Consider the following 23,583-nt stretch of genomic DNA (forward strand, 5'->3'; position numbering starts at 1 on the left):
CCATGCCATATGACGCACATTTTGATATACAATCATTATCCCTGCATGAAATTGGGGAATTGGTGGCGGAGCAAAAACTCCCTCCTTTGGACCAATGGCAACCACAGAAAACCGGCGATAGCGAGATGGAAATTTTGCCCGACGGCACATGGCTGCATCAAGGCGGCGTGATTAAGCGTCCGGCAATGGTTCGGGCATTTTCCCGGCTTTTATATTGTGATGATAATGGCAAATATTGGCTTAAAACTCCCTATGAGCAATTATCAATCATTGTTAGCGACGCGCCCTTAATCGCAGTAGAATTAACCAAAAAAGGTGATGGGGTAAAGCAAAGGTTATTTTTTCGATTGAACAATGATGAGATTATTGCCGCCGATGCGAAACAGAAAATCTTCCTGAAACAGGGCAAGGGCGAAGATGATGGCGATATTTTCCATATTTCCTTACCGCATGGCCTTTTTGCTAAGGCAAGCCGCGCGGTCCATTTTGAATTGGCCGAGTTAATATGCGAAAATGAAAATGGAAATATGGGCATTTGGTCGCAAAATCAATTTTTCAACCTTGGTCAAATGGCTTAAATATGCAGTGGATAGACAAAATTCATGCTGCCATTGCTGATCCCCGCCCCTTTAATATTGAGGATGAATTTCATAACGGTAAAGGGCAACAACTTATTCCGGCGGCAGTGCTCATCACTATAACCGATGCGCCGCGCCCTTCGACAATATTGACGCAGCGTCCCTCATGGCTTCGTGCCCATGCGGGCCAAGTTGCCTTTCCCGGCGGCAAGATAGATGCAGATGATAAAGATGCAATTGACGCAGCATTAAGGGAGGCAGAGGAGGAGCTGTCCATCGACCGTCAAAAGGTAGAAATTTTGGGCACTGGTGATATTTATCGCACGGGTAGCGGCTATGCCATAACCCCTGTCTTTGGACTTGTGTCCGACACATTATCCATCACCCCCAATCCGGATGAGGTATCGCATTGGTTCAAAACGCCAATGGATTTTTTAATGAACCCACAAAATGCGATAAAAAAACAGGTGATGTGGCAGGGGCAAATGCGTGAATATTATGATATGCAATGGAATGAATTTCGCATTTGGGGAGTGACCGCCGGAATAATCGCAAATTTACGCAATCGAATATTGATGCAGGACAAATAATATCGCATGACGCATATTATGATGAAATTGCCTAATCTATCTTGGTGGAAATCCCCTGCCCTACACAAAATTGTTGAGGCATTAATTGATGATCGCAGTGAACATGCTCGCGTCGTGGGCGGCGCGGTGCGAAATAGCCTGTTGGGGATTGATGTTTCGGATATTGATTTGGCGACAAGGTTACGCCCCGAAATTGTGATAGAAAAATTAACCGCCATTGGCGCGAAAACCATCCCCACCGGCATTGCCCATGGCACAATTACCGCAATTATAGATGGTGAGAAATTTGAAATCACCACGCTGCGCCGTGATGTTTCAACCGATGGCCGCCATGCAACCATTAGTTTTTCCGATGAATGGCAGGATGATGCCACGCGGCGCGACTTTACCATCAACGCCCTATATGCCGATGTGAAAACCGGCCAAATTTATGATTATTTTGGCGGCATAGATGATTTAAATCGGCGTAATTTAATTTTTATCGGCGATGCTAATGAACGGATAAAAGAAGATTATCTTCGTATCTTGCGATATTTTCGTTTTTTAATCCTTATGGATAATGTCGAAACTGATGCTGCCACATTGGCTGCATGCGCACATGGTGCACCCAATTTACGCAGCATTTCTAGGGAGAGAATATCGGACGAATTTCAAAAAATTCTTTCCAAAGAAAATATAGTTATTTCCATTTCTGCCATGCAAAATGCCCAAATATTTGATCATTTCATGCCCGAAATTATTCCTGATGCGGCTGAGAAAATAGCAGATTTAATAAAAAGAGAAAAAAAGCTTGGCATTTCACCAAAATGGCAACGCCGCCTTGCCGCCATTTTGCCCCATGATCCAAAATTGACATATAAAATCGCCGCAAGGTTAAAAATGTCAAAAAAGAACATGTTACTGATGGCCATATTGTCCGATCGGCAAGAAATTAACGACATCAATGTTCGTAAATTGGCATTTGAGCATGGCTTGGAAAATGCCACCGATATCGCATTATTATATGGTCATGACGATGATTATGCCGCCATCATTTCCGATATTCAAAAATGGGAAATCCCATATTTTTCATTAAATGGTTCGCAATTAATTGATGCGGGCATTGAAAAAGGGCCAAAAGTATCTGCCCTAGTCAAACAGATTAAAAATAAATGGATGGATTGCGGCTTTCCTGCCGGACAATCATTTGATGAACTGGTCAATCAAATGATATCAGAGACAAAGGAATTTGATAAAAATTGAAATGCCTCATCCGATTTTAATGGCTTTGCATAATGATATCCCTGACCAAATGTGCAGCCTAATAATTTTAAGGCACAGCCTATATTTGACGTTTCAATACCCTCGGCGGTGGTTTGCATATCCAATGCCTTGGCCAATGACAAAATCGTGCTGACAATGGCATTTTTTTCTTTATCTTGTCCCATATCGGTCACAAAACTGCGGTCAATTTTTAACACATCAATTGGCAATTTTTGCAGCACGGCCAAATTTGAATATCCCGTGCCAAAATCATCCATGGCCAAGCTGATATTTTCTGATTTCAACCGATTAAGCAATTTTAATGTGCCGTCGGGATCATCAATAAAGGCGCTTTCGGTTAATTCCAACATCAATCGATGTCCATCAACACCGGCGGAAAAGATGCTGTCTCGAACCGCGCCCACCACATCATCTCGCAATATTTGAATGGCCGATAAATTGACCGAAATTTTATAATCAGCATGCCCAATTTTTGGCGCACTGCCCATATTATGAAAGGCGATTTGGCTATCCCAATCGGCAATGGTCATTGCGGCTTGATACATTGCCCAACGGCCAAGCGGCACGATTAAGCCGCTTTCCTCTGCCACGGGTATAAAATCCACTGGCGAAATAAACCCTTGCTCTGGATGGATCCACCGCGCCAATGCCTCAAAACCATTAACCCGGCCCGATTTTAAATCCATAATCGGTTGATAATGAAGCTCCAGCTCCTCTTTTTCAATCGCGCGGCGCAGGTCGGTTTCAATCGAAAAACGCTGTTTCACTGCATTTAGGGATTCATGATGATAGAGCACAAATTTTTTCTGGCTTTTTGCGCGTTTCAACGCAATTTGCGCATTTCTTAAAATATCCGTCGGGTCTTCATTATATCGGCCAACCGCCGCAGCGACAGCACATTCCATTTGTATTTCCATGCCGGAAATTTGACATGGATCGTTAAATGCCGCCTTTATTCGCTCCCCTATATGGTGGGTGCGTTCCTGTTGAACGCCAATTTCAATAAATGCCGCAAATTCATTGCCGCCCAATCGTGCCAAAATTTCATTGCCGCGCATTTGGCTTTTCAAACGGCGCGCGACGGTAATGATTAACTCATCACCCGCCATTGACCCCATTGATTCATTAACCCTGCTAAAACGCGCTAGATCGATTAAAATAAATGCATAGCGGCCTGGATTTTTATCATCTGAATTTTTCTGGGCTTCCTTGACCCGTTGTTCGACAATTTCCTCAAAACCAATGCGATTGGGAAATCCGGTCAAACTGTCGCATGTCATTTCGCGGCGCAATGTTTCGCGATGCAATTGTTCCTGTGTACGGTCATTTATGGTGATTAAATATGATGAATTGGCCGTGTCATAAATGGATAAATGAATATCCAATTGCCGGCTTAATAATCGATTATTACCGCGCCAACACACAAAATCGCGTTCTCGCCCTGTGGCGGCCATTTCACGCAACATGTCGGATATTATAGATAAATCAAATGCCTCTGCATTTAATTTCTTGCCGACAATATGTTGAAATTTTTCATTATTATATAACAAGGTGAATTTATTATCACGCCACGTGAAAATCGCCCCTGCCAAGGGCAAGGAACATAACCATGATGGGGTTTTGGCAATATGAGGATGAGGCGATTCGCCTTGATCATCATTCTGCTTAATCGCGCCAATTATATTTTCTGACCGCGAATCAAGCGCCGAAAGTCGCTCTAACCCCCCGGATTTTTGATATTTTGTTGCAGTTGCCACCTGCTTTTCGACCCTATTATTTTGCATTAAGCCTACACATAGGTGGCAAATGTAAATATTTGTTATAGGTTTGAAAAAAAATTTATTTGTTCAATTAAATATTTGAAAAATCATCCAAATTTATTATCTCGCGGAAATCCTTGCGGGGGAAGTCGGCCCGCCGCGCCGCGCGCAACCCGCCACATCATTAAATCCGTTTCGGTTCGGGTCCGCCCGCTATCGCCGCCCATTGGCCAGCTAAGCCCTTCTTCTAATTTAAAGCTGGTGGCATCGGACAATCCGCCATCCTTATATCGTTGTAATGTAACCCCCTGTCCCTTTGCCATTTGGGGCAGTTCGGAAATGGGGAAAATCACCAATTTGCGGTTTTCGCCAACAATGGCGACATGGTCCGCACCCTCCTCAACCGGTCGAGCAACCAATAATTTTGAACCCGATTTAATATTAACCAGCTGTTTTCCTTTGCGGGTTTCGGCAACTGCATCGCCCATATTGGCAATAAAGCCTTTACCATTGGACGCAGCAAGCAGCATTAACCTATCTTGCTCCGCCGGCATGATGGCAACAATTTCATTGCCAGCATCAATATCGACTATTGTCCCCAATGGCTCGCCAAAGCCGCGCGCGCCGGGCAATTTATCCGCGCCAATGGTGTAAAAACGGCCACTTTGCGTCGCCACCAATATTTTATCGGTGGTTTGCGCATGAAATGCAAAGCCAAGCTCATCGCCTTCCTTAAACTTAAAATCTGCATTCAGGTCGCCATGCCCCTTCATCGCCTTTATCCAGCCACGGGTGGATAAAATAATGGTCAGCGGCTCTTTTTCGATCATCGCTTCCACTGGAATATCACGTGTCGGCGCGGCGACTTCCAACATGGTCCGCCTTTTGCCAAGCTCGGTATCTGGGCCATATGCATCGCGCATTGCGGTTAAATCTTTTTTCAACCTAGTTTGCTGACGCGCTGGGCTTTCGATTAATTTAACCAACGCCTCCCGCTCTGCCAATAAATCGGCCTGTTCGCGTTTTAACTCCATTTCTTCCAATTTACGCAGCGAACGCAGGCGCATATTCAAAATGGCCTCTGCCTGACGGTCGGTTAATTCAAATTCCGCCATCATCACCGATTTTGGTTCATCCTCGGTCCGGATAATTTCAATAACACGGTCCAAATTTAAAAATGCGATAATATAACCGCCAAGCAATTCCAAACGATTGTCAATTTTTTCCAACCTATGTTTGGAACGGCGCACCAAAACATTAAATTGATGGCGCAGCCAATGGCGCAAAACATCTCCCAATCCCATCAATTCGGGGGTTCTATCCGCATCCAACACATTCATATTTAATGAAAAACGATTTTCCAAATCGGACATTTTGAACAATGAGTCCATTAAAACATCCACCTCGACCGTGCGGCTTTTCGGTTCTAACACAATGCGAATTTGGTCGTCGGATTCATCGCGCACATCGGCCAAAATTGGCAATTTTTTATCGGCGATTAAATTGGCCAGCTGTTCGATGAGCTTACCCTTTTGAACCTGATAAGGAATTTCGGTAACCACCGCGACCCATTGGCCGCGCCCTTCATCCTCCTTATGCCATTTGGCCCGAACACGCATTGACCCGCGCCCCGTGGCATAGGCGTCTTTTATCACCTGTGGGTCATCAACCAAAATGCCGCCAGTGGCAAAATCTGGCCCCTTTACAATTTCCATCAGGGCGTCATGTTCCGCCTTTGGGTTGTCGATTAACAATATGGCCGCATCCAAAATTTCCGCCACATTATGCGAAGGAATTGATGTCGCCATCCCCACCGCAATGCCCGATGCACCATTGGCCAATAAATTGGGGAACAGCCCGGGCATCACCTCTGGCTCTTCATCCTCCCCATTATATGTCGGGCGGAAATCAGTGGCATTTTCATCCAATCCGGCCATTAATTCAATGGCAGGCCGTGTCAACCGCGCCTCTGTATAACGATAAGCCGCCGCATTATCGCCGTCAATATTGCCGAAATTTCCCTGTCCATCGACAAGAGGATAACGAAGCGCAAATGTTTGCGCCATCCGCACCATGGCATCATAAACCGATTGATCGCCATGTGGGTGATATTTACCAATAACATCGCCCACAACACGCGCGCATTTTTTATATCCCGAAGTTGGGTCCAATTTTAACAATCGCATCGCCCATAAAAGCCGGCGGTGAACGGGTTTTAATCCATCGCGCAAATCGGGCAAAGACCGCGCGGTAATGGTCGACATGGCATAAACCAAATATCGTTCAGAAAGCGCCGAATCAAATGGCGCGTCAATAATATGGTCGAACGGATCATCCGATGGCGGGGTTAAAACTTCATCACTCATATATCATTCGATAACGACAAGCAGGCATAGGGCCAAGCAAAATAGATATAAATTCTGTGGAAATATGAAAAAGAGATTATTTTAGAAGAAAAATGGGCTTAATAGCCCATTAAACTCATCACTTCTTTGCGGCTGCGTTGGTCATCCAAAAAACATCCCAATAATTTGGATGTCACCATGCCAACACCCGGGGTGCGAACACCGCGCCCTGTCATGCATCCATGCTGCGCCTCTATCACCACGGCGACGCCCTCTGGCTGTAGATTATTATAAATACAATTGGCCACTTCCGCGGTCAAACGTTCCTGCACCTGAAGCCGGCGGGCATAGCCATGCAACACGCGGGCAAGTTTCGAAATTCCCACAACACGGTCGGTGGGCATATAGGCAATGGACGCCTTGCCAATAATGGGCGCCATATGATGTTCGCAATGCGAATGAAAGGGGATGTCTTTTAACAGGACAAGTTCATGATAACCGCCCACTTCTTCAAAAGTGCGCGATAGATGAATAGCCGGATCATCATCATATCCTTGGCAATATTCACGCCATGCGCGGCCAACACGCGCGGGCGTGTCCAACAATCCTTCACGTTTTGGATCATCACCGGACCAACTGATTAACGTGCGAATGGCATCCTGCACCTCTTTGGGTACAACCAATTTGCCATTTTCATCCAATTCATCATCATGACAATATGCGATGGGAAATTCCTTTTCTGTTCCATGTCCACCATCCCACATATATTATGTGGGATGTGGTAAATATCAATTTTGAGGTCATATTCCACCTGTCCCTTGGGACATGCAATATCACTTATATAATTATTAACCGATGCTTTGACCAGTTTTTGCCCAATCGGCCAAAAATCCTTCAATACCCTTGTCGGTTAAAATATGTTTGAACAAGGATTTAATCACTGCTGGCGGCATGGTGGCAACATCCGCGCCAATTTTTGCTGATTCAAGCAGATGAATAGGATGGCGCACCGATGCCACCAAAATTTCGGTTTCAAAGGCATAATTATCATAAATTAAACGGATATCGTCAATTAACTGCATGCCATCAAAACCATTATCATCATGACGCCCCACAAAAGGAGAGATGAAAGTCGCACCTGCCTTTGCCGCCAATAATGCCTGATTGGCGGAAAAGCAAAGCGTCACATTGACCATTGTGCCTTCGCTGGTCAGCGCTTTACATGTTTTAAGCCCATCAATGGTAAGCGGCACTTTAATGCATACATTATCGGCAATTTTGCGAAGAATTTCGGCTTCTTTCATCATTGTTGCATGGTCAAGGGCGACCACCTCCGCCGACACAGGACCATCGGTTAACCCGCAAATTTCCTTGGTCACTTCCATAAAATCACGGCCAGATTTCGCAATTAAAGAAGGGTTTGTTGTTACACCGTCCAACAATCCAGTGGATGCCAATTCGGCAATGTCATTTGTGTCTGCAGTATCAACAAAAAATTTCATGGTCTTTATCTACCCCTATTGAAAAATGGCACGCCGCCACATGCGCCGCGATTCGTTGCGTGTTATAGCTTTATTTTTTAATTTAGGGGGAAGCTATTTTCCCTGCAGACCAAAAATAGCAATTAATAATGCGTCATTGGTTTTTTCTGGATTGGCCCGAATCGCTCGTTCCTGCGCCCCAATCGCGCTCCAAATCGATGCATCCGCCTTTACCGATATGTCACGCGCCAAAGCCGCAACGTCAAAACCGCTAATATTTTTCAGCAAATTTTTAATCGCATCATCCTGTAATATCTCCACTGCCTGAGTCACCTCGGGCAGCATGACATCAATAACGCTATTTCCCATTTGCCCGCGCAGCATTTGTGTCGCCACATCGCCGCCCCCGCGCACCAACGCCGCCGCATCGGCAATTGTCATATTGTTAATGGCATCACTGATAATCGGGGCGGCGCGGGCTGCGCCGCGCTCTGCCATGTCATTTAACGATCGCTCCACCCGTGTCCGCACGCTTTGGCTTTTCAAAATGGTCGCGACAATCGCCCCCACGCCTGAACCGCCCCATTTGGTGGGCAAGCTAATCCGGCTTACTTCATTATCGTAAAAACCACCTGGTTGTAACAATATGGCAAAGCTATTTTGGGCCGATAAGGTCAGCAGCCTTCTTATCGCTTCGCTAAGGCTAAAACCACCAATTCCCGCGCAGGATGGCAGGGTTAACAGCATTGCCCCGCCCAGTGCAGAGGTTAATAAAGCCCGGCGGTTGACAATATGCGATGCGCCATTTTGCTTGGTTAAATCAATAATTCCTGCCATAAAAATTTCCCAAAATATTTATTTTCATATGGTTATGCCAAATACCCATCATAATCAATCAATAGAGGCGATTGTCATTTTTACATAGCCTAGCCTATAGCATGATTTATGAATCGCATCACCGTCATCACCCGCAATGCAGCGCTTGGTCCATTGGATTACCGTATAGATGATGAACAACAGATTGCTATGGGTTCTTTGGTCCGCGTGCCCCTTGGCCCACGTCAAATTGATGGCATTGTCTGGGACAGGGAAATGGTGGAGGTTAACCCCGTTCCCGATCATAAATTACGCAAAATTATTGCCATTGCCGATGTGCCCCCCATTTCTGCGCCGCTGCGCCGATTGGCCGATTGGGTTTCGGATTATTATGTCGCGCCCCTGCCCTCTATATTGCGCATGGTGATGCCATCATCCTATGCTTTGGACAATGCGCGCACCATTACCGAATATCGCGCAAATGGCGTATTGCCGGATCGGATGACACCCAAAAGAGCTGCCGCCTTGGACGCCATTGCCGATGCAGAGGGCACAATTTCAGAGCTTGGCAGGATTGGCGGGGTAAGTGAGGCGGTGATTCGCGGGCTGATAAAATCAGGATGTTTTGATGCAGAGCAAGTATCGATTGATCGGCCATTTGATCTGCCAAATCCGCAATTTGCGCAGCCAAAGCTGAATGAATATCAGGCGGAGGCCGCCTATAAAATGGTGGAACAAGTAAAGGCACAGAAATTTGCCTGTCAAATGCTTGACGGGGTAACGGGATCGGGCAAAACCGAAACATATTTTGAGGCAGTGGCCGAGGCATTTTTACAGGGCAAACAGGTGTTAATATTGCTGCCTGAAATCGCCTTGACTGAGCCTTTTTTAGACCGTTTTGAGGCACGATTTGGCGTGCGTCCGGCAAGTTGGCATTCGGGCATGAAATCAACCCAGCGCCGCCGCACTTGGCATGCAATTGCAAATGGCAGTGCCATGGCATTGGTCGGTGCACGGTCCGCTTTATTCATGCCATTTACCAATTTGGGCTTAATAATAGTGGATGAGGCGCATGAGGCCAGTTTTAAGCAAGAAGATGGGGTAAGATATCAGGCACGTGATACCGCCATCATGCGCGCGATGAAGGAAAATGTGCCGATTATTTTGGCATCCGCCACCCATGCAATTGAAACCAGATATATGGCGCAGCTTGGCAAATATGAAACATTAACTCTGCCTTCCCGCTTTGGTCCTGCAAAAATGCCGTCAATAAAATCGGTTGATTTGACAAGCGAACCACCAGAGCGCGGCAGATGGATTGCCCCGACATTATTAAAGGAAATTGAACAAAGATTGGATATGGGCGAACAAAGCCTATTATTCCTAAATCGGCGGGGTTATGCGCCGCTTACCCTATGCCGCACATGTGGCACACGGATTGAATGCCCCAATTGCAGCAGTTGGATGGTCGAGCATCGCTTTACCCACCGGCTTGCCTGTCACCATTGCGGCCATGCCATGCCCATTCCGAAAAACTGCCCCGAATGTGACGAGCAAGATAGCCTTGTCGCCTGTGGCCCTGGGGTGGAACGTATCGCCGATGAGGTGCGCGATTTATTTCCCGATGCACGCACCATTGTGGCGACATCTGACACATTATATTCACAGGACCGTGCCGCCGAATTTGTCCGTCGGGTGGAGGCGCATGAAGTGGATATCATCATCGGTACACAATTGGTGACCAAGGGATATCATTTCCCCGATTTAACCCTTGTGGGAATTATCGATGCTGATTTGGGATTGGCGGGCGGTGATTTACGCGCCGCCGAACGCACATTTCAACAAATTTCACAGGCCGCCGGACGCGCAGGGCGCGGGGCAAAGCATGGCGAAGTTTATTTACAAAGCCATAATCCATCCAATCCAGTATTACAGGCGATTGTCGCGGGTGATAGAGAGGGTTTTTACGAACAAGAAACCTTGTCGCGCAAATCGGCTGGTGCGCCGCCATTTGGCCGGCTTGCCGCGATTATCATTTCTTCAGAAGATGAGGCAGAGGCGATTAGCATATCGCGCGCAATTGGTGCAGCCGCCCCTAAAATAGATGATTTGCACATTTATGGCCCTGCCCCTGCGCCGCTTTCCATGCTGCGCGGGCGATATCGGCAAAGATTATTGGTACAGGCAAATCGGCAGATTGAGCTGCAAAATATCCTTCGTTCATGGATATATGCGTTGGAATGGCCGCGCTCTGTTCGGGTAAATATTGATATTGATCCCTATAATTTCATGTAAATAAAATATTCTTTTTTTGACAAGCATCTTTTTTATTTTGATAAGACCAGATAAATTTATTCAAGGGGTAAAAATGGCCAAGTTGATCCAAATAATATGCCTATACACGGCATTATTTTTCCATATTGGCGCGGCACAGGCCGAAAGTCAGGATATCAGCGCGGCCAGCAGATCGGTCGTTCGTGTCGTGTTGGTTGCCAATGATAATGGGCGTGTATCCTATGTTGGCCATGGGTCGGGCGTTGCCATTTCTCCCAATTTGGTCATCACCAATGCCCATGTGGTGGAGGCTTTGCAATATGATCCCAATATTGTGATGGGTGTTGTCCCGTCTGAGGGCAAACAAAGCTATGCCGCCACTGTCATCGCAATTGACCCGTCAAAAGATTTGGCATTGGTAAAAATTTCCCAAGGGCGATTGACCGCTGCCACCATATATTCCGGCCCGTTAACCGACGGCAGCGATGTGTTCGCCATCGGCTATCCCGGCACAGTGGATAATGCACAGGGGCTGGACTTTAACGATTTAATCCGCCCACAGGCTGCGGTTAAAACAAGGGGCAGCTATTCCCAAGGGCGCTCTGCCAAAATGTTTGAAACCATATTGCACACCGCCCCCATTGGCGGCGGCAATAGCGGCGGGCCATTGGTGGATAATTGCGGGCGTGTTATCGGCATTAACAGCTTTAGTTCGGTTTCAAATGGCAATGACGCGGAGTTTTTCTTTGCCATTTCAATGCGCGAGCTGACCAATTTCCTGCGCAAGGCAAAAATTACCCTGCCAACTGTAAACAGCATGTGCCGTTCAGTATCAGAGCTAACCGCCGCAGAAAAAGAGCGTGAGGCCGCCGAACAGGCAAAAATGATTGCCGCAGAACAGGCAAAAATGGAGGCAGCAGGCACCGCAAAGTCACAAATGCGCCGCAAGGCCGAATTGGATATTTTAAGCGAGCGTGAAAATATTATGGCCCTGTCCGGCCTGTTAATCCTTATCGCATTAGCCGGATTTGGTGGTTCATATATTTTATTCCAAAAGGGGAAACGCGAACATGCGATTATTGCCATTGGCATTGGCGCAATTTTAATTTTGGCGGCGATTTATTTCTTTATGAACCGCCCAGGATTTAATGAAATTGAAAACCGCATGGCCGAAATGGCCAAACAGGATAAGCAGTTAATTGGCGCTGATAATCAAGGCGATGACACCAGCAAAGAAAATGATAAAGCCCCAAAAGAGGGCGTAAAAATATGTATCTTGCAACCCGAACGATCCCGTTTAACCGTTTCCAATGGCGCAGATGTTAGCTTTGATTGGAAATCAGGTGGATGTATAAATGGCCGCACCCAATATGCAGCAAATGGCAGCATTTGGACCCGCAGCTTTGTTCCAAATCAAGATAGCAGCCTGTCGGTCATCAGTTTTGATGCGTCAAAAAATAATTATAAAATTGAACGCTATCTGCTTGGCATGGAGGCAATGGACACGGCCCGCACCGCGCGGCAACGATATGATGTAAAATCATGCACCAATGATGCGGCCTCTTTGGATAAAATCACGCAAATGAACAATGCGATAAAAGAGGTGTTGCCCAGCGAACCAAATGAATTATTAAATTTCAAATGCAGCGATAAATAATCAATCTAAAAATTCATCCATCAGAAAATATCAATGATATTTTTTGAAGGGGCGTTTTTTGGTGGGCATTAAGGTAAAAGATTACAGCAATAAATTATCAGATTCCTTGTCCAATAATTTTTGTTTAATCTGTAATCCATAGGCATAACCGCCCAAGCTGCCGTCGCTGCGCACAACGCGGTGGCACGGGATTAACACCGCGACATTATTTGCCCCATTGGCCGATCCAGTCGCCCTTACCGCATTGGGACGGCCAATGGCGGCGGCAATTTCGGCATAGCTGCGCGTTTCACCCAAGGGGATTTTTTGCAGCTCCTGCCACACTGCCTCTTGAAATGCAGTTCCTTTTACATCCAAAGGAATGTCGATATTTATTTTGGGCTGCTCCACCTTTTTAATCACATTTTGTAATAATGAATGAAACGCATCGCCGCCATTGGACAGCATGGCCTTGGGAAAATAAGCCCGCAGCTCCTCCTCCCCTTCATTAAAGGAAAGCCTGCAAACGCCTTTTGCACTGGCCGCGACCAACATATTGCCCAAACTGGTTTGAACATTGGCCCAATAAATTTCAGTTCCCTCGCCGCCATTTTTCCAAATATTTGGCGCCATGCCCAATCTCCCCTTCATTGCATCATAAAATCTGCTCGCGCTTTCATATCCTGCATCATAAATTGCTTCGCTTATCTTTTGTGCATTTTGCAAATGCTCCATCGCCCGCCCAGATTTTAGAGCGCGGGCATAGGCGGCGGGGCTAACCCCCATAAATTTTTTAAATAAACGTTGGAAATGATGTGGGGCATAGCCGACTTTTTGGGCAATATCCTCTAATCTGATATTATTTTCGGCATCAATATATTTTAATGCCTTAATTATCGCCGCCTCATCTCTTGCCACATCATCGGGCAGGCATCTTTTACATGCGCGAAGGCCAAATTTTTGTGCCGCCTGACCATTGACAAAAAATGTCACATTTTTGCGCGCGGGATGCCGCGCCGCGCAGGATGGTCGGCAATATATGCCCGTGCTCATCACCCCAGTCACAAATTTCCCGTCAAAGGCGCGGTCTCTTTTCAACATGGCGTTCCATGCCATTGCATCATCAATTTTAATTTTATCCGTCATTATTTAATCATGCTTTATATTGTTCAGCGATGCGTCCCAATTCTTGCGTTTAAAATAAAAAAAATATGTTATTTGCGGAAAAAATGGAATTTATGTTCTGTCTATCTTGCATTGCACCATGCCCCATGCTAGCAGCCGCGCGTAATAAAGACCATATGGGATTGTTTCTCATATAAAGATAAAACCGCAAAATCGTGGGTTAAAGGAAATTAAACGTGGAACATTCCGGTGGAATTTCGGCCAGTTTAGCAGGGCGTTACGCTACTGCATTGTTTGAATTGGCAGGCGATTCAAAAACGGTGGCCAGCATTGAAAAAGACCTGACTGCATTAAAAGCAGCAGTAAGCGAATCTATGTCGCTTAAAATTTTAATGACTGACCCAAAAATTACGCGCGAATCTGCTCAAAAGGCTGTTTCGGCGTTGGCAGTAAAAATGAAGCTACATCGCCTTACCCAAAATACCTTAGGTGTTTTGGCACAAAATCGCCGTTTGGCGAGTTTGACCGATATGGCCAATGCATTTTCAATACTGGCTGCGCGTCAACGCGGAGAAATTAGCGCAGAGGTGATTTCGGCTCATCCCTTAACAAAGGGTCAGTTAACGAAAATTGCTTCTGAACTGAAAACAAAAATTGGTAGCGATGTCGCCATCGACGCCAAAATCGACTCGTCATTATTGGGCGGCTTGGTCATTAAGATCGGCAGCCAAATGATTGACACCAGCATCAAATCACGTCTCAACACCCTCGCAACTGCGATGAAAGGCTGAATTTAACATGGACATTAAAGCCGCAGAAATCTCTAAGATTATTAAAGACCAAATTGCCAATTTCGGTGATGAAGCTCAAGTGAGCGAAATCGGAACCGTATTGTCGGTGGGCGATGGTATTGCCCGCGTTCACGGACTTGACAATGTTCAGGCCGGTGAAATGGTTACCTTTGCCAATGGCATTCAGGGCATGGCATTGAACTTGGAAGCCGACAATGTTGGTGTCGTTATTTTCGGTTCGGACAGCGAAATTCGCGAAGGCGATACCGTAAAGCGTACCGGCACCATTGTGGATGTTCCCATTGGTCCTGAACTTCTTGGCCGCGTTGTTGACGGCCTTGGCAATCCAATTGACGGCAAAGGCCCAATTAACGCAAAGCAACGTTCACGCGTTGAGGTAAAAGCCCCCGGCATTATCCCGCGTAAATCGGTACATGAACCTGTTCAAACTGGTTTAAAGGCGATTGACGCTCTTGTTCCTGTTGGTCGCGGCCAACGTGAGCTTATCATTGGTGACCGTCAAACCGGTAAAACTGCTGTTGCAATTGACACCTTCATTAACCAAAAAAATGTTAATGCTGGTGATGATGAAGGCAAAAAGCTTTATTGCATTTATGTTGCGGTTGGCCAAAAACGTTCAACCGTTGCGCAAATTGTTCGCCAATTAGAAGAAAATGGCGCGATGGAATATAGCATCGTTATTGCTGCAACCGCTTCTGAACCCGCTCCATTGCAATATTTGGCGCCCTATACCGGCGTGACCATGGGCGAATATTTCCGCGACAATGGCAAACATGCCGTGATTGTTTATGACGATTTGTCAAAACAAGCTGTGGCCTATCGTCAAATGTCTCTTTTGCTTCGTCGTCCTCCTGGCCGTGAGGCATATCCTGGTGACGTTTTCTATCTTCACTCTCGCTTGCTTGAGCGCGCAGCGAAGATGAACGAAGATAATGGCAGTGGTTCATTAACCGCATTGCCAATTATTGAAACACAGGCTGGCGATGTTTCCGCCTATATTCCAACCAATGTGATTTCGATTACCGATGGTCAGATTTTCTTGGAAACCAATCTTTTCTATCAAGGTATCCGTCCTGCGATTAACGTGGGCCTATCGGTTAGCCGCGTGGGTTCATCTGCACAAACAAAGGCAATGAAAAAGGTTTCTGGTTCGATTAAATTGGAATTGGCCCAATATCGTGAGATGGAGGCATTTGCCCAATTTGGTTCAGACCTTGACGCATCAACACAAAAATTGTTGAACCGCGGTGCGCGTTTGACCCAATTGTTGAAGCAAGCGCAATTTAGCCCGCTTCCATTTGAGGAACAAACTGTATCAATTTTTGCTGGTACCAACGGATATTTGGATAATGTGGCCGTCACTGACGTAACCCGTTATGAAGAGGCAATGTTAGGACATATGCGTAGCAAACATGCAGATGTGTTGACTTTAATCCGCGACAGTAAAGATCTTGGCGACGATGCGAAAACCAAATTGGTTGCCGCACTTGACGCCTTTGGCAAGAATTTCGCATAAGACGTAATTTTTAAGGAAATGGGGACAGCCACATGGCGTCACTTAAGGAATTAAAAGGCAGGATCGCCTCGGTCAAATCGACCCAGAAGATTACCAAGGCCAAGCAAATGGTTGCAGCGGCAAAGCTGCGCCGTGCGCAGGCTGCTGCCGAAGCTGCTCGCCCCTATGGTGAGCGGATGGCCGCTGTGGTCGGTTCACTTGCATCAAAGGTGCAGGCCGGACCAACCGCGCCAAAATTATTGACCGGAACCGGCGGCAATCAGGTGCATTTGTTGGTGGTTTTATCCTCTGACAAGGGGCTGTGCGGCGCATTTAACACCAACATTGCCAAAGAAGCGCGTTTATTTGCGCGAAAATTGGAAAATGAAGGCAAAACAGTAAAATTTTACTTTGCAGGCCGTAAGGCGCGCGGATCATTGTTACGGGAATTTGCCTCCAAAGAAGCTGGCTATTATGACACAACTTCGGTCCGTCAAGCTGGCTTTACAGAGGCTCAGGCTATTGCCGGTGAAATTGTAGAAAAATTAGAAGCAGGCGAATTTGATGTCGCGCATCTATTTTTCGCAAAATTCCGTTCTGCATTGGTGCAACAACCCACCAGATTGCAAATGATCCCCGTTTCTTTGGAATCAGAGGAAGATGCCGCAATAAGCAGCGACGCAACGGTTGAATATGAACCCAATGAAGAAGCCATTTTGGCCGATTTATTGCCCCGCAATTTGACTACACAAATTTTCAATGCCCTATTGGAAAATATGGCGTCGGAACAAGGCGCGTCGATGACCGCAATGGACAATGCGACCCGCAATGCTGGTGAGTTGATTAACAAATTGACCGTACAATATAACCGCAGCCGTCAGGCCGCAATTACCACCGAACTCGTTGAAATTATCTCTGGCGCAGAAGCGCTGTAAGTTAAAAGGCAAGGAAGACTGATATGGCAACCGCCCCTAAGAAAACCGCCGAGAAGGCACCTGCGAAGAAAGCAGCTCCTAAAAAAGCTGCCCCCGCAAAAAAAGCTGCGGCGACTGCTGCTGGCAGCATCGTTCAGGTCATCGGCGCTGTGGTGGACGTTCAGTTCACCGGCACCCTGCCCGCAATTTTAGAAGCGCTGGAAACCGACAATAATGGCAACCGCCTTGTTTTGGAAGTTGCCCAGCATTTGGGTGAAAACACCGTTCGTACCATCGCCATGGACGCCACCGAGGGTTTGACCCGTGGTCAAGCAGTTACCGCATCAGGCGCGCAGATTTCTGTGCCCGTTGGCCCAAAAACACTTGGCCGTATTATGAACGTTATTGGCGATCCAATTGACGAACGCGGCCCCATTGGTTCAACCATGACCGCACCAATTCATGCCGAGGCACCTTTATTCACCGACCAATCAACCGAAAGCGAAATTTTGGTTACCGGTATTAAGGTTATCGACCTTCTTGCCCCCTATGCAAAGGGCGGTAAAATTGGTTTGTTCGGCGGCGCCGGCGTGGGCAAAACCGTTCTTATTCAAGAATTGATTAACAATATTGCGAAGGGCCATGGCGGCGTTTCCGTATTTGCCGGCGTGGGTGAACGTACCCGTGAAGGAAATGACCTTTATCATGAATTTTTGGACGCGGGCGTTATTGCAAAGGATGCCGATGGCAACCCAACCCCCGAAGGTTCAAAAGTGGCCTTGGTATTTGGTCAAATGAATGAACCTCCTGGTGCGCGTGCGCGTGTTGCCTTGTCAGGTTTGACCCAGGCGGAATATTTCCGTGACCAAGAAGGCCAAGATGTTCTGTTCTTCGTTGATAATATCTTCCGCTTTACACAGGCCGGTTCAGAGGTGTCTGCGCTTCTTGGCCGTATTCCATCAGCTGTGGGTTATCAGCCAACATTGTCAACCGACATGGGCCAATTGCAAGAACGTATTACTTCAACCAACAAAGGTTCAATTACCTCTGTTCAGGCGATTTATGTTCCCGCAGATGACTTGACCGACCCTGCGCCTGCGGCATCATTTGCTCACTTGGATGCGACAACAACATTGAACCGCGCCATTTCAGAGCTTGGCATTTATCCTGCGGTTGATCCGCTTGATTCAACCAGCCGCGTTTTGACCGCTGCAGTTGTGGGTGAAGAGCATTATTCAACTGCACGCCGTGTTCAAGAAACCCTGCAAAAATATAAATCTTTGCAAGATATTATTGCGATTTTGGGTATGGACGAATTATCTGAAGAAGATAAATTGACCGTTGCCCGCGCACGTAAAATTCAAAAATTCTTGTCGCAACCTTTCCATGTTGCCGAAGTATTTACCGGTATTTCAGGTAAATTTGTTGCTTTGGAAGATACCGTAAAATCATTTAAAGCAGTTGTGGATGGCGAATATGATCATCTTCCTGAATCTGCTTTCTACATGGTTGGCGGCATTGACGAAGCAGTTGAAAAAGGCAAAAAATTGGCAGCTGAAGCCGCTTAATATATTTCCCTCTCCTTTATTGGGAGAGGAAATTAAGGAATACCAAAATGGCTTTAAAATTTGAACTTGTAACACCTGAAAAGCTTCTTCGTTCAGCAGAAGTCCATATGGTCGTTGTGCCTGGCGCAGATGGTGATTTTGCCGTATTAGAGGGCCATGCACCGTTCATGTCCACTATGCGCGATGGCGAAATGATTATTTATGCCACCGAAAATGCTGAGCCTGAAAAACTCTCACTTAATGGCGGCTTTGCAGAAGTGAATGAAAAAGGCCTGACTGTTTTGGCGGAGCAAATTAGCTAAATTTTATAATTTTATGGCATTTGCCATATCATCATATTCCGACCCCCATTTGGCGCATGCTATTTGGGGGTCGTTTTTTTATAGGCGAATTGATAGGGCCGGCTGCCATCAATTAACGAGATTTCAGCCCGCAACATGTCACCATCGCGCCAATATTTAATCCGCTGTGGATAATCATGTGCCATATTTTCAAACAATATTTCATAATCATTCATCATCGCCATATCAAATTTAGTTGCCGCCGCCCCGCGTGGCATTGTCCATAAGGCGACTTTGCCATTTTCATCATAGGCGATACGCAAATTCTCCCATAGGATAAGAGCTTCCCCCTGCCCCATACGGGCCGCCCCCATCATGATGCCGCCTCGCGGGCTGGTCCAATATTCATCACCCCATAAATCACCATGTGGCCCTTTATTAGTTGATTCCCACGCGCCGCTTAACCAATGGGGCAAGATATTGGTTTCATCGCCTTGCCCTCCATCTTTGCAGGAGGCTGTCTCAACCATTTGTGCGTGCAGGGATGCCGGCAATATCGGAGTTACAACAATTGCCAATCCCAATATAAACGCCATATATGTGTGTTTATTGTGCGATGAGATGAAATATGGCCTTTGCATGATTGCCTCCTTTTAAAACGCGTTAAAAGGCAATTTTGCATATATTGGTCGATACGCCAATATCACCCTATATTACGTTTATAGGCGCTGTTTCTTTTGGGCCTCAATCGGACGAAACACGATGGAGCATATCCAAATGGCCAATGAAGTGACCAAAATACCGCCCAATGCATCTACCGCATAATGCCAGCGGCTGGCCATTGATTCAGCCACAATGAAAAAGAATAAAGGCAAATATGCAATGCCAAGCCACCGTTCATGGCGCAGCGCATAATATACAAATACCGCCGATGATGCGACATGCAGCGATGGCATGGCTGCAATTGCCGCAAACATATATTCACCGCCCTGTGCCGCCAACCATGGACGCCCGCCCTCCATCAAAGCCTGATAACCGCCATACATATGCGCTTGACGAATTGTTTCCAATGGATTGACGCCCGCTTCATAAATAAATGGCCCTACCGCCGGCATGATAAGATAGCTTAATCCCCCAAGTACATGGACCAACATGGCGGTAAAAATCACCTTGCGAAATACCGTAAAACAACGCAGCGAATGCACAATGATGCTGACCACAAACATTGAAAGAAAAGCAACCAGATACAAATTATTTTCAAATGGAATAATTTTACCCGTTACATGATGAACCTGAAACGCGCCATCGATGACGGGCCGAAGGGATTGGTCAATTTTCCAATAAAAATCATCCCATAATTGCGGGTTCACCATGTTCATCCATAATTTAACATTAAAATGAGCCAGCAAAATGATGCAATATGCAAAAGTTGCCACCGCATAATAAATGACACGCATTTTGCGTTTCGACATCATGGTGGCAAGCCCCCATAAAGTAATGATGATAAACGGCACCGCAGGGTTCATCCCCACAAAATCCAATGCATCGCCATTGGGCACGACAAAGGGCAGACGAAATACAGCCCCCATGAGCAACGCCAAAATTAAGAAAATAGCAGCAAGCGCCAATTCCGGCAAAGGTGCCTGATATAATAAAATATTTTTTAAATTAGAGCGCGTTTTTTGGGTGGCAGGCACGCCATCGTCAACATTCACTATATCATCCTGATGTGAAGCCGCAGCCCCTGCAAACTGATCCATTAAATATCCTGCGACTTTTTACTCATGGCAAATATGTCATGATTTTTGCAATTTCATAGCAGATTTATGACCTGTTGCAATAATAGATAGCGGCTCAATAGCGCTTATTGCTTTATGTTTTTACTCTTGTTGCGGCCCATAGCCAGATACCAGCGCAAATGATTATCGCCGACCCCAAAAGCGATATAAAATCAGGATAATCTTGGAATAAAATGACCCCCAAAATAATTGCAACCAACATTTGCACATAAACTGTGGGCGCAATTGTCGCCGCCGATGCCCGTGTTGTTCCCTTATAAATTAACCAATGGGCAGAGCTTGCCGAAATGGCAACAATGGCGCATTTTGCAACAATGGACATGCTGACCGGCCCGACATGCAATGGCGCCCATCCAGAAAAATGACCCAAAATGGCGGCCAAAACCAAAATTGGGGCAGCAAATGCGGCGACTATGAATTGCATTTGTAATGCAGAGCCAAGCCCGGCCGCCTTTCGGTTGCCAATCATCATCGCCGACATGCCCATTGCTGCCAACAAAGGTAAAAAGGCAGCCATCCCCATTTCGGAAATATTGGGACGCAGGATGATTATCACACCAATAAAGGCGATGCCGGTCGCTGCCCAGCTTCGTGGGCTGGATTTTTCTTTTAAAAATAAAAAAGATGCAATGGCGGTCAACATCGGATTGGTAAATTGAATGGCAGTTGCCTCCGCCAAAGGCATTAATAAAATGGCGGAAAAAAAACATAAAGTGGCCAGCGCAATTGATGCACCGCGAAATAATTGCAACCGTAAATTGGGAATGGAAAAACCCTTTTTCCCCTCCACCATATATAGGATCACCGCCAAGCCACAGACACCAAAAACATAACGCAATGCGGCAATGGCGGTGGCCGGCCATTCCCCCGCAATGGTTTTAATCACGGCATCTCCGGCCGATAAGCCAGCAAATCCTGCCAGGCCAAATAATATGCCCTTTTTATGGTCGTCGACCATGTTCACACCCGATCATTTGTTATAATTTTATTATAATGGTTTAATATATTATTTGCCGTGCATAGCAAGCCCTGTGACCGAGCAGATTAAATGGTAAAGAAGAATCGATATATTGGCGCCAAAATAATAATTTTGAAACCTTTTCAAAACATGCCCTATTAACCTTTATTATCCAGCTATTCCTATAGGTCCTTACCCATATTTTATCATAGGAATAAATAAAAAAACCAAAATTATAACCATTTTGTTAACCATTTAACGCTAGAAAATTTACACAAAGGACGCGTGAACGGAACAAGAAGGGCATTTATTGCTATGAGTGCATTTGGCAAGAAACCAGGATTAGGGTCAAATAGAGGGTCGTTTGGCATGGCAAAACCCATGTCCGGCGCGGCTATCCGCCCTGCATCGCGGGCCCCCATCAATAATGAACCACAGGCCCCATCGCCATTTGATATTGAAAAAGATGATTTTGATTCGCAATTTCCCGCAATTGACTCATTGGAAATCGCCGACAAACCGGAAATCAGCAAAAATGAAGAAGCGCTAAACCGTCTTGCCGAACGGTCAAATACCACCGTATCGGGCAGCCATGAGTCCGAAGGTTTTGAAGCATCTGTTCATAAAATTAAAGAACAGGTTCTCCCCCGTTTGTTGGAACGCGTTGATCCAGAGGCGGCAGCATCCTTAAACAAAGAAGAATTAACCGAAGAATTTCGCCCCATTATTTTGGAAGTTTTGGCCGAGCTAAAACTTACCCTCAACCGCCGTGAACAATTTGCGCTTGAAAAAGTGCTTGTGGATGAGCTTTTAGGTTTTGGCCCATTGGAAGAATTGCTGAACGATCCCGAAATTTCCGATATTATGGTCAATGGCCCCCAACAAACCTATATTGAAAAAGGTGGTAAGCTGGTCCTTGCGCCTATTCAATTTCGCGATGAATCACATTTGTTGCAAATTGCCCAGCGTATTGTGAACCAAGTTGGCCGCCGTGTTGACCAAACATCGCCGCTGGCCGATGCCCGTTTAAAGGATGGGTCGCGTGTGAACGTGATTGTTCCGCCATTGTCATTGCGCGGCACCGCCATTTCAATTCGTAAATTTTCCGAAAAACCAATCACCCTTGATATGTTAAAGGGATTTGGTTCTATGAATGAAAAAATGTGCACCGCATTGAAAATTGCAGGCGCAAGCCGAATGAACATAGTTATTTCCGGTGGTACAGGTTCGGGTAAAACGACGATGTTAAACGCCCTATCAAAAATGATTGATCCGGGTGAACGCGTGTTGACCATCGAGGATGCGGCGGAACTTCGCTTGCAACAACCACATTGGCTTCCCCTTGAAACCCGCCCACCAAATTTGGAAGGCAAAGGCGCAATTACCATTGGTGACTTGGTGAAAAACGCCCTTCGTATGCGTCCTGACCGGATTATTTTGGGTGAGATTCGTGGCGCGGAATGTTTCGATTTGCTTGCCGCCATGAACACCGGCCATGATGGTTCAATGTGCACGCTTCACGCCAACTCCCCGCGTGAGTGCCTAGGCCGTATGGAAAATATGATTTTAATGGGTGATATTAAAATCCCCAAAGAAGCAATTTCACGCCAAATTGCCGAATCTGTTGATATTATTGTTCAGGTAAAGCGTCTGCGCGATGGTTCGCGTCGCACCACCCAAGTGACCGAGGTTATCGGGATGGAGGGCGATGTTATTGTAACCCAAGATTTGTTCAAATTTGAATATCAAGATGAGGATGCCGACGGCAAAATCATTGGCGATTGGGTGGGCAATAGCGTGCGGCCATATACGTTGGAAAAGGCCCGCCAATATGGCTTTGACCAACCATATTTGGAAGCATGTCTATAATTATCCATATCCATAAACC

Annotated in this window: 20 protein-coding genes; 11 read left to right on the forward strand and 9 right to left on the reverse strand. The window is 46.3% G+C overall.

The genetic code is table 11. The features are described from left to right. Nucleotides 1–2 precede the first annotated feature (2 nt). The 3 genes from LPB140_RS09765 to LPB140_RS09775 are packed head-to-tail and all read left to right on the forward strand — an operon-like array spanning nucleotide 3 to nucleotide 2,410. Entirely contained in the window at nucleotides 3–578 is a 576-nt protein-coding gene (locus tag LPB140_RS09765) for a DUF1285 domain-containing protein (protein ID WP_072559670.1), read from the forward strand. Nucleotides 579–580: 2 nt separating this feature from the next. Next, nucleotides 581–1,168: a CoA pyrophosphatase gene (locus LPB140_RS09770; RefSeq protein ID WP_072559671.1), complete on the forward strand. Its 588-nt coding sequence runs from the start codon at nucleotides 581–583 to the stop codon at nucleotides 1,166–1,168. 18 nt (nucleotides 1,169–1,186) lie between these two features. Further along, complete coding sequence (locus tag LPB140_RS09775) at nucleotides 1,187–2,410, forward strand: CCA tRNA nucleotidyltransferase (protein WP_198024107.1); 1,224 nt, start codon at nucleotides 1,187–1,189, stop codon at nucleotides 2,408–2,410. Here LPB140_RS09775 and LPB140_RS09780 read toward each other — a convergent pair. The 5 genes from LPB140_RS09780 to LPB140_RS09800 all read right to left on the reverse strand — a co-directional run bounded on the left by LPB140_RS09780 (nucleotide 2,371) and on the right by LPB140_RS09800 (nucleotide 8,854). Continuing rightward, a complete protein-coding gene (locus tag LPB140_RS09780; RefSeq protein ID WP_072559673.1) occupies nucleotides 2,371–4,215 on the reverse strand; it encodes a putative bifunctional diguanylate cyclase/phosphodiesterase in 1,845 nt (614 codons plus the stop codon). The genes LPB140_RS09775 and LPB140_RS09780 overlap by 40 nt on opposite strands. 83 nt (nucleotides 4,216–4,298) lie before the next feature. Next, the gene (parC, locus tag LPB140_RS09785) at nucleotides 4,299–6,557 is read right to left on the reverse strand and encodes a DNA topoisomerase IV subunit A (protein ID WP_072559674.1); all 2,259 of its coding nucleotides are present in this window, start codon (nucleotides 6,555–6,557) and stop codon (nucleotides 4,299–4,301) included. Between the two features lie 98 nt (nucleotides 6,558–6,655). After that, on the reverse strand, nucleotides 6,656–7,300 hold the full coding sequence (gene folE / locus LPB140_RS09790; RefSeq protein WP_083550289.1) for a GTP cyclohydrolase I FolE: 645 nt from the start codon (nucleotides 7,298–7,300) through the stop codon (nucleotides 6,656–6,658). An 84-nt stretch (nucleotides 7,301–7,384) separates the two neighbouring features. Continuing rightward, a complete protein-coding gene (gene fsa, locus LPB140_RS09795) occupies nucleotides 7,385–8,038 on the reverse strand; it encodes a fructose-6-phosphate aldolase (protein WP_072559675.1) in 654 nt (217 codons plus the stop codon). A 93-nt stretch (nucleotides 8,039–8,131) separates the two neighbouring features. Then, the gene (locus tag LPB140_RS09800) at nucleotides 8,132–8,854 is read right to left on the reverse strand and encodes a DUF4197 domain-containing protein (protein ID WP_072559676.1); all 723 of its coding nucleotides are present in this window, start codon (nucleotides 8,852–8,854) and stop codon (nucleotides 8,132–8,134) included. 108 nt (nucleotides 8,855–8,962) lie between these two features. Here LPB140_RS09800 and LPB140_RS09805 point away from each other — a divergent pair, with 108 nt between their 5' ends. Further along, entirely contained in the window at nucleotides 8,963–11,128 is a 2,166-nt protein-coding gene (locus LPB140_RS09805; RefSeq protein WP_072559677.1) for a primosomal protein N', read from the forward strand. A gap of 73 nt (nucleotides 11,129–11,201) precedes the next feature. Next, nucleotides 11,202–12,764, forward strand: coding sequence for a S1C family serine protease (locus tag LPB140_RS09810; RefSeq protein ID WP_072559678.1), 1,563 nt, complete (start codon nucleotides 11,202–11,204; stop codon nucleotides 12,762–12,764). Between the two features lie 81 nt (nucleotides 12,765–12,845). On the opposite strand, the gene LPB140_RS09815 is transcribed toward LPB140_RS09810, so the two are convergent. Further along, nucleotides 12,846–13,889 (reverse strand): bifunctional transcriptional activator/DNA repair enzyme AdaA, encoded by a 1,044-nt coding sequence (locus tag LPB140_RS09815; protein WP_072559679.1) that lies wholly within the window; start codon nucleotides 13,887–13,889, stop codon nucleotides 12,846–12,848. 215 nt (nucleotides 13,890–14,104) lie between these two features. On the opposite strand from LPB140_RS09815, the gene LPB140_RS09820 reads away from it, so the two are divergent. The 5 genes from LPB140_RS09820 to LPB140_RS09840 are packed head-to-tail and all read left to right on the forward strand — an operon-like array spanning nucleotide 14,105 to nucleotide 18,959. After that, nucleotides 14,105–14,659, forward strand: a complete 555-nt coding sequence (locus tag LPB140_RS09820; RefSeq protein ID WP_072559680.1) for a F0F1 ATP synthase subunit delta — start codon at nucleotides 14,105–14,107, stop codon at nucleotides 14,657–14,659. A 7-nt stretch (nucleotides 14,660–14,666) separates the two neighbouring features. Beyond that, nucleotides 14,667–16,196, forward strand: coding sequence for a F0F1 ATP synthase subunit alpha (gene atpA / locus LPB140_RS09825; protein WP_072559681.1), 1,530 nt, complete (start codon nucleotides 14,667–14,669; stop codon nucleotides 16,194–16,196). A gap of 32 nt (nucleotides 16,197–16,228) precedes the next feature. Continuing rightward, nucleotides 16,229–17,110, forward strand: a complete 882-nt coding sequence (locus LPB140_RS09830) for a F0F1 ATP synthase subunit gamma (RefSeq protein ID WP_072559682.1) — start codon at nucleotides 16,229–16,231, stop codon at nucleotides 17,108–17,110. A gap of 23 nt (nucleotides 17,111–17,133) precedes the next feature. Further along, nucleotides 17,134–18,657: a F0F1 ATP synthase subunit beta gene (atpD, locus tag LPB140_RS09835; protein ID WP_232223393.1), complete on the forward strand. Its 1,524-nt coding sequence runs from the start codon at nucleotides 17,134–17,136 to the stop codon at nucleotides 18,655–18,657. Nucleotides 18,658–18,704: 47 nt separating this feature from the next. Further along, the gene (locus LPB140_RS09840) at nucleotides 18,705–18,959 is read left to right on the forward strand and encodes an ATP synthase F1 subunit epsilon (protein WP_072559683.1); all 255 of its coding nucleotides are present in this window, start codon (nucleotides 18,705–18,707) and stop codon (nucleotides 18,957–18,959) included. Between the two features lie 59 nt (nucleotides 18,960–19,018). Here the strand turns inward: LPB140_RS09840 and LPB140_RS09845 are convergent, their stop codons facing one another. From LPB140_RS09845 to LPB140_RS09855, 3 genes are all read right to left on the reverse strand, one after another. Then, entirely contained in the window at nucleotides 19,019–19,534 is a 516-nt protein-coding gene (locus LPB140_RS09845) for a DUF6265 family protein (RefSeq protein ID WP_083550292.1), read from the reverse strand. A 123-nt stretch (nucleotides 19,535–19,657) separates the two neighbouring features. After that, nucleotides 19,658–20,698, reverse strand: a complete 1,041-nt coding sequence (locus tag LPB140_RS09850) for a phosphatase PAP2 family protein (RefSeq protein ID WP_072559684.1) — start codon at nucleotides 20,696–20,698, stop codon at nucleotides 19,658–19,660. 112 nt (nucleotides 20,699–20,810) lie between these two features. Then, complete coding sequence (locus LPB140_RS09855) at nucleotides 20,811–21,695, reverse strand: DMT family transporter (RefSeq protein ID WP_072559685.1); 885 nt, start codon at nucleotides 21,693–21,695, stop codon at nucleotides 20,811–20,813. A gap of 315 nt (nucleotides 21,696–22,010) precedes the next feature. On the opposite strand from LPB140_RS09855, the gene LPB140_RS09860 reads away from it, so the two are divergent. After that, a complete protein-coding gene (locus tag LPB140_RS09860; protein WP_072559686.1) occupies nucleotides 22,011–23,564 on the forward strand; it encodes a TadA family conjugal transfer-associated ATPase in 1,554 nt (517 codons plus the stop codon). The last annotated feature ends 19 nt before the right edge of the window (nucleotides 23,565–23,583 follow it).

The organism is Sphingorhabdus lutea (assembly GCF_001889025.1).
Lineage (GTDB): Bacteria > Pseudomonadota > Alphaproteobacteria > Sphingomonadales > Sphingomonadaceae > Sphingorhabdus_B > Sphingorhabdus_B lutea.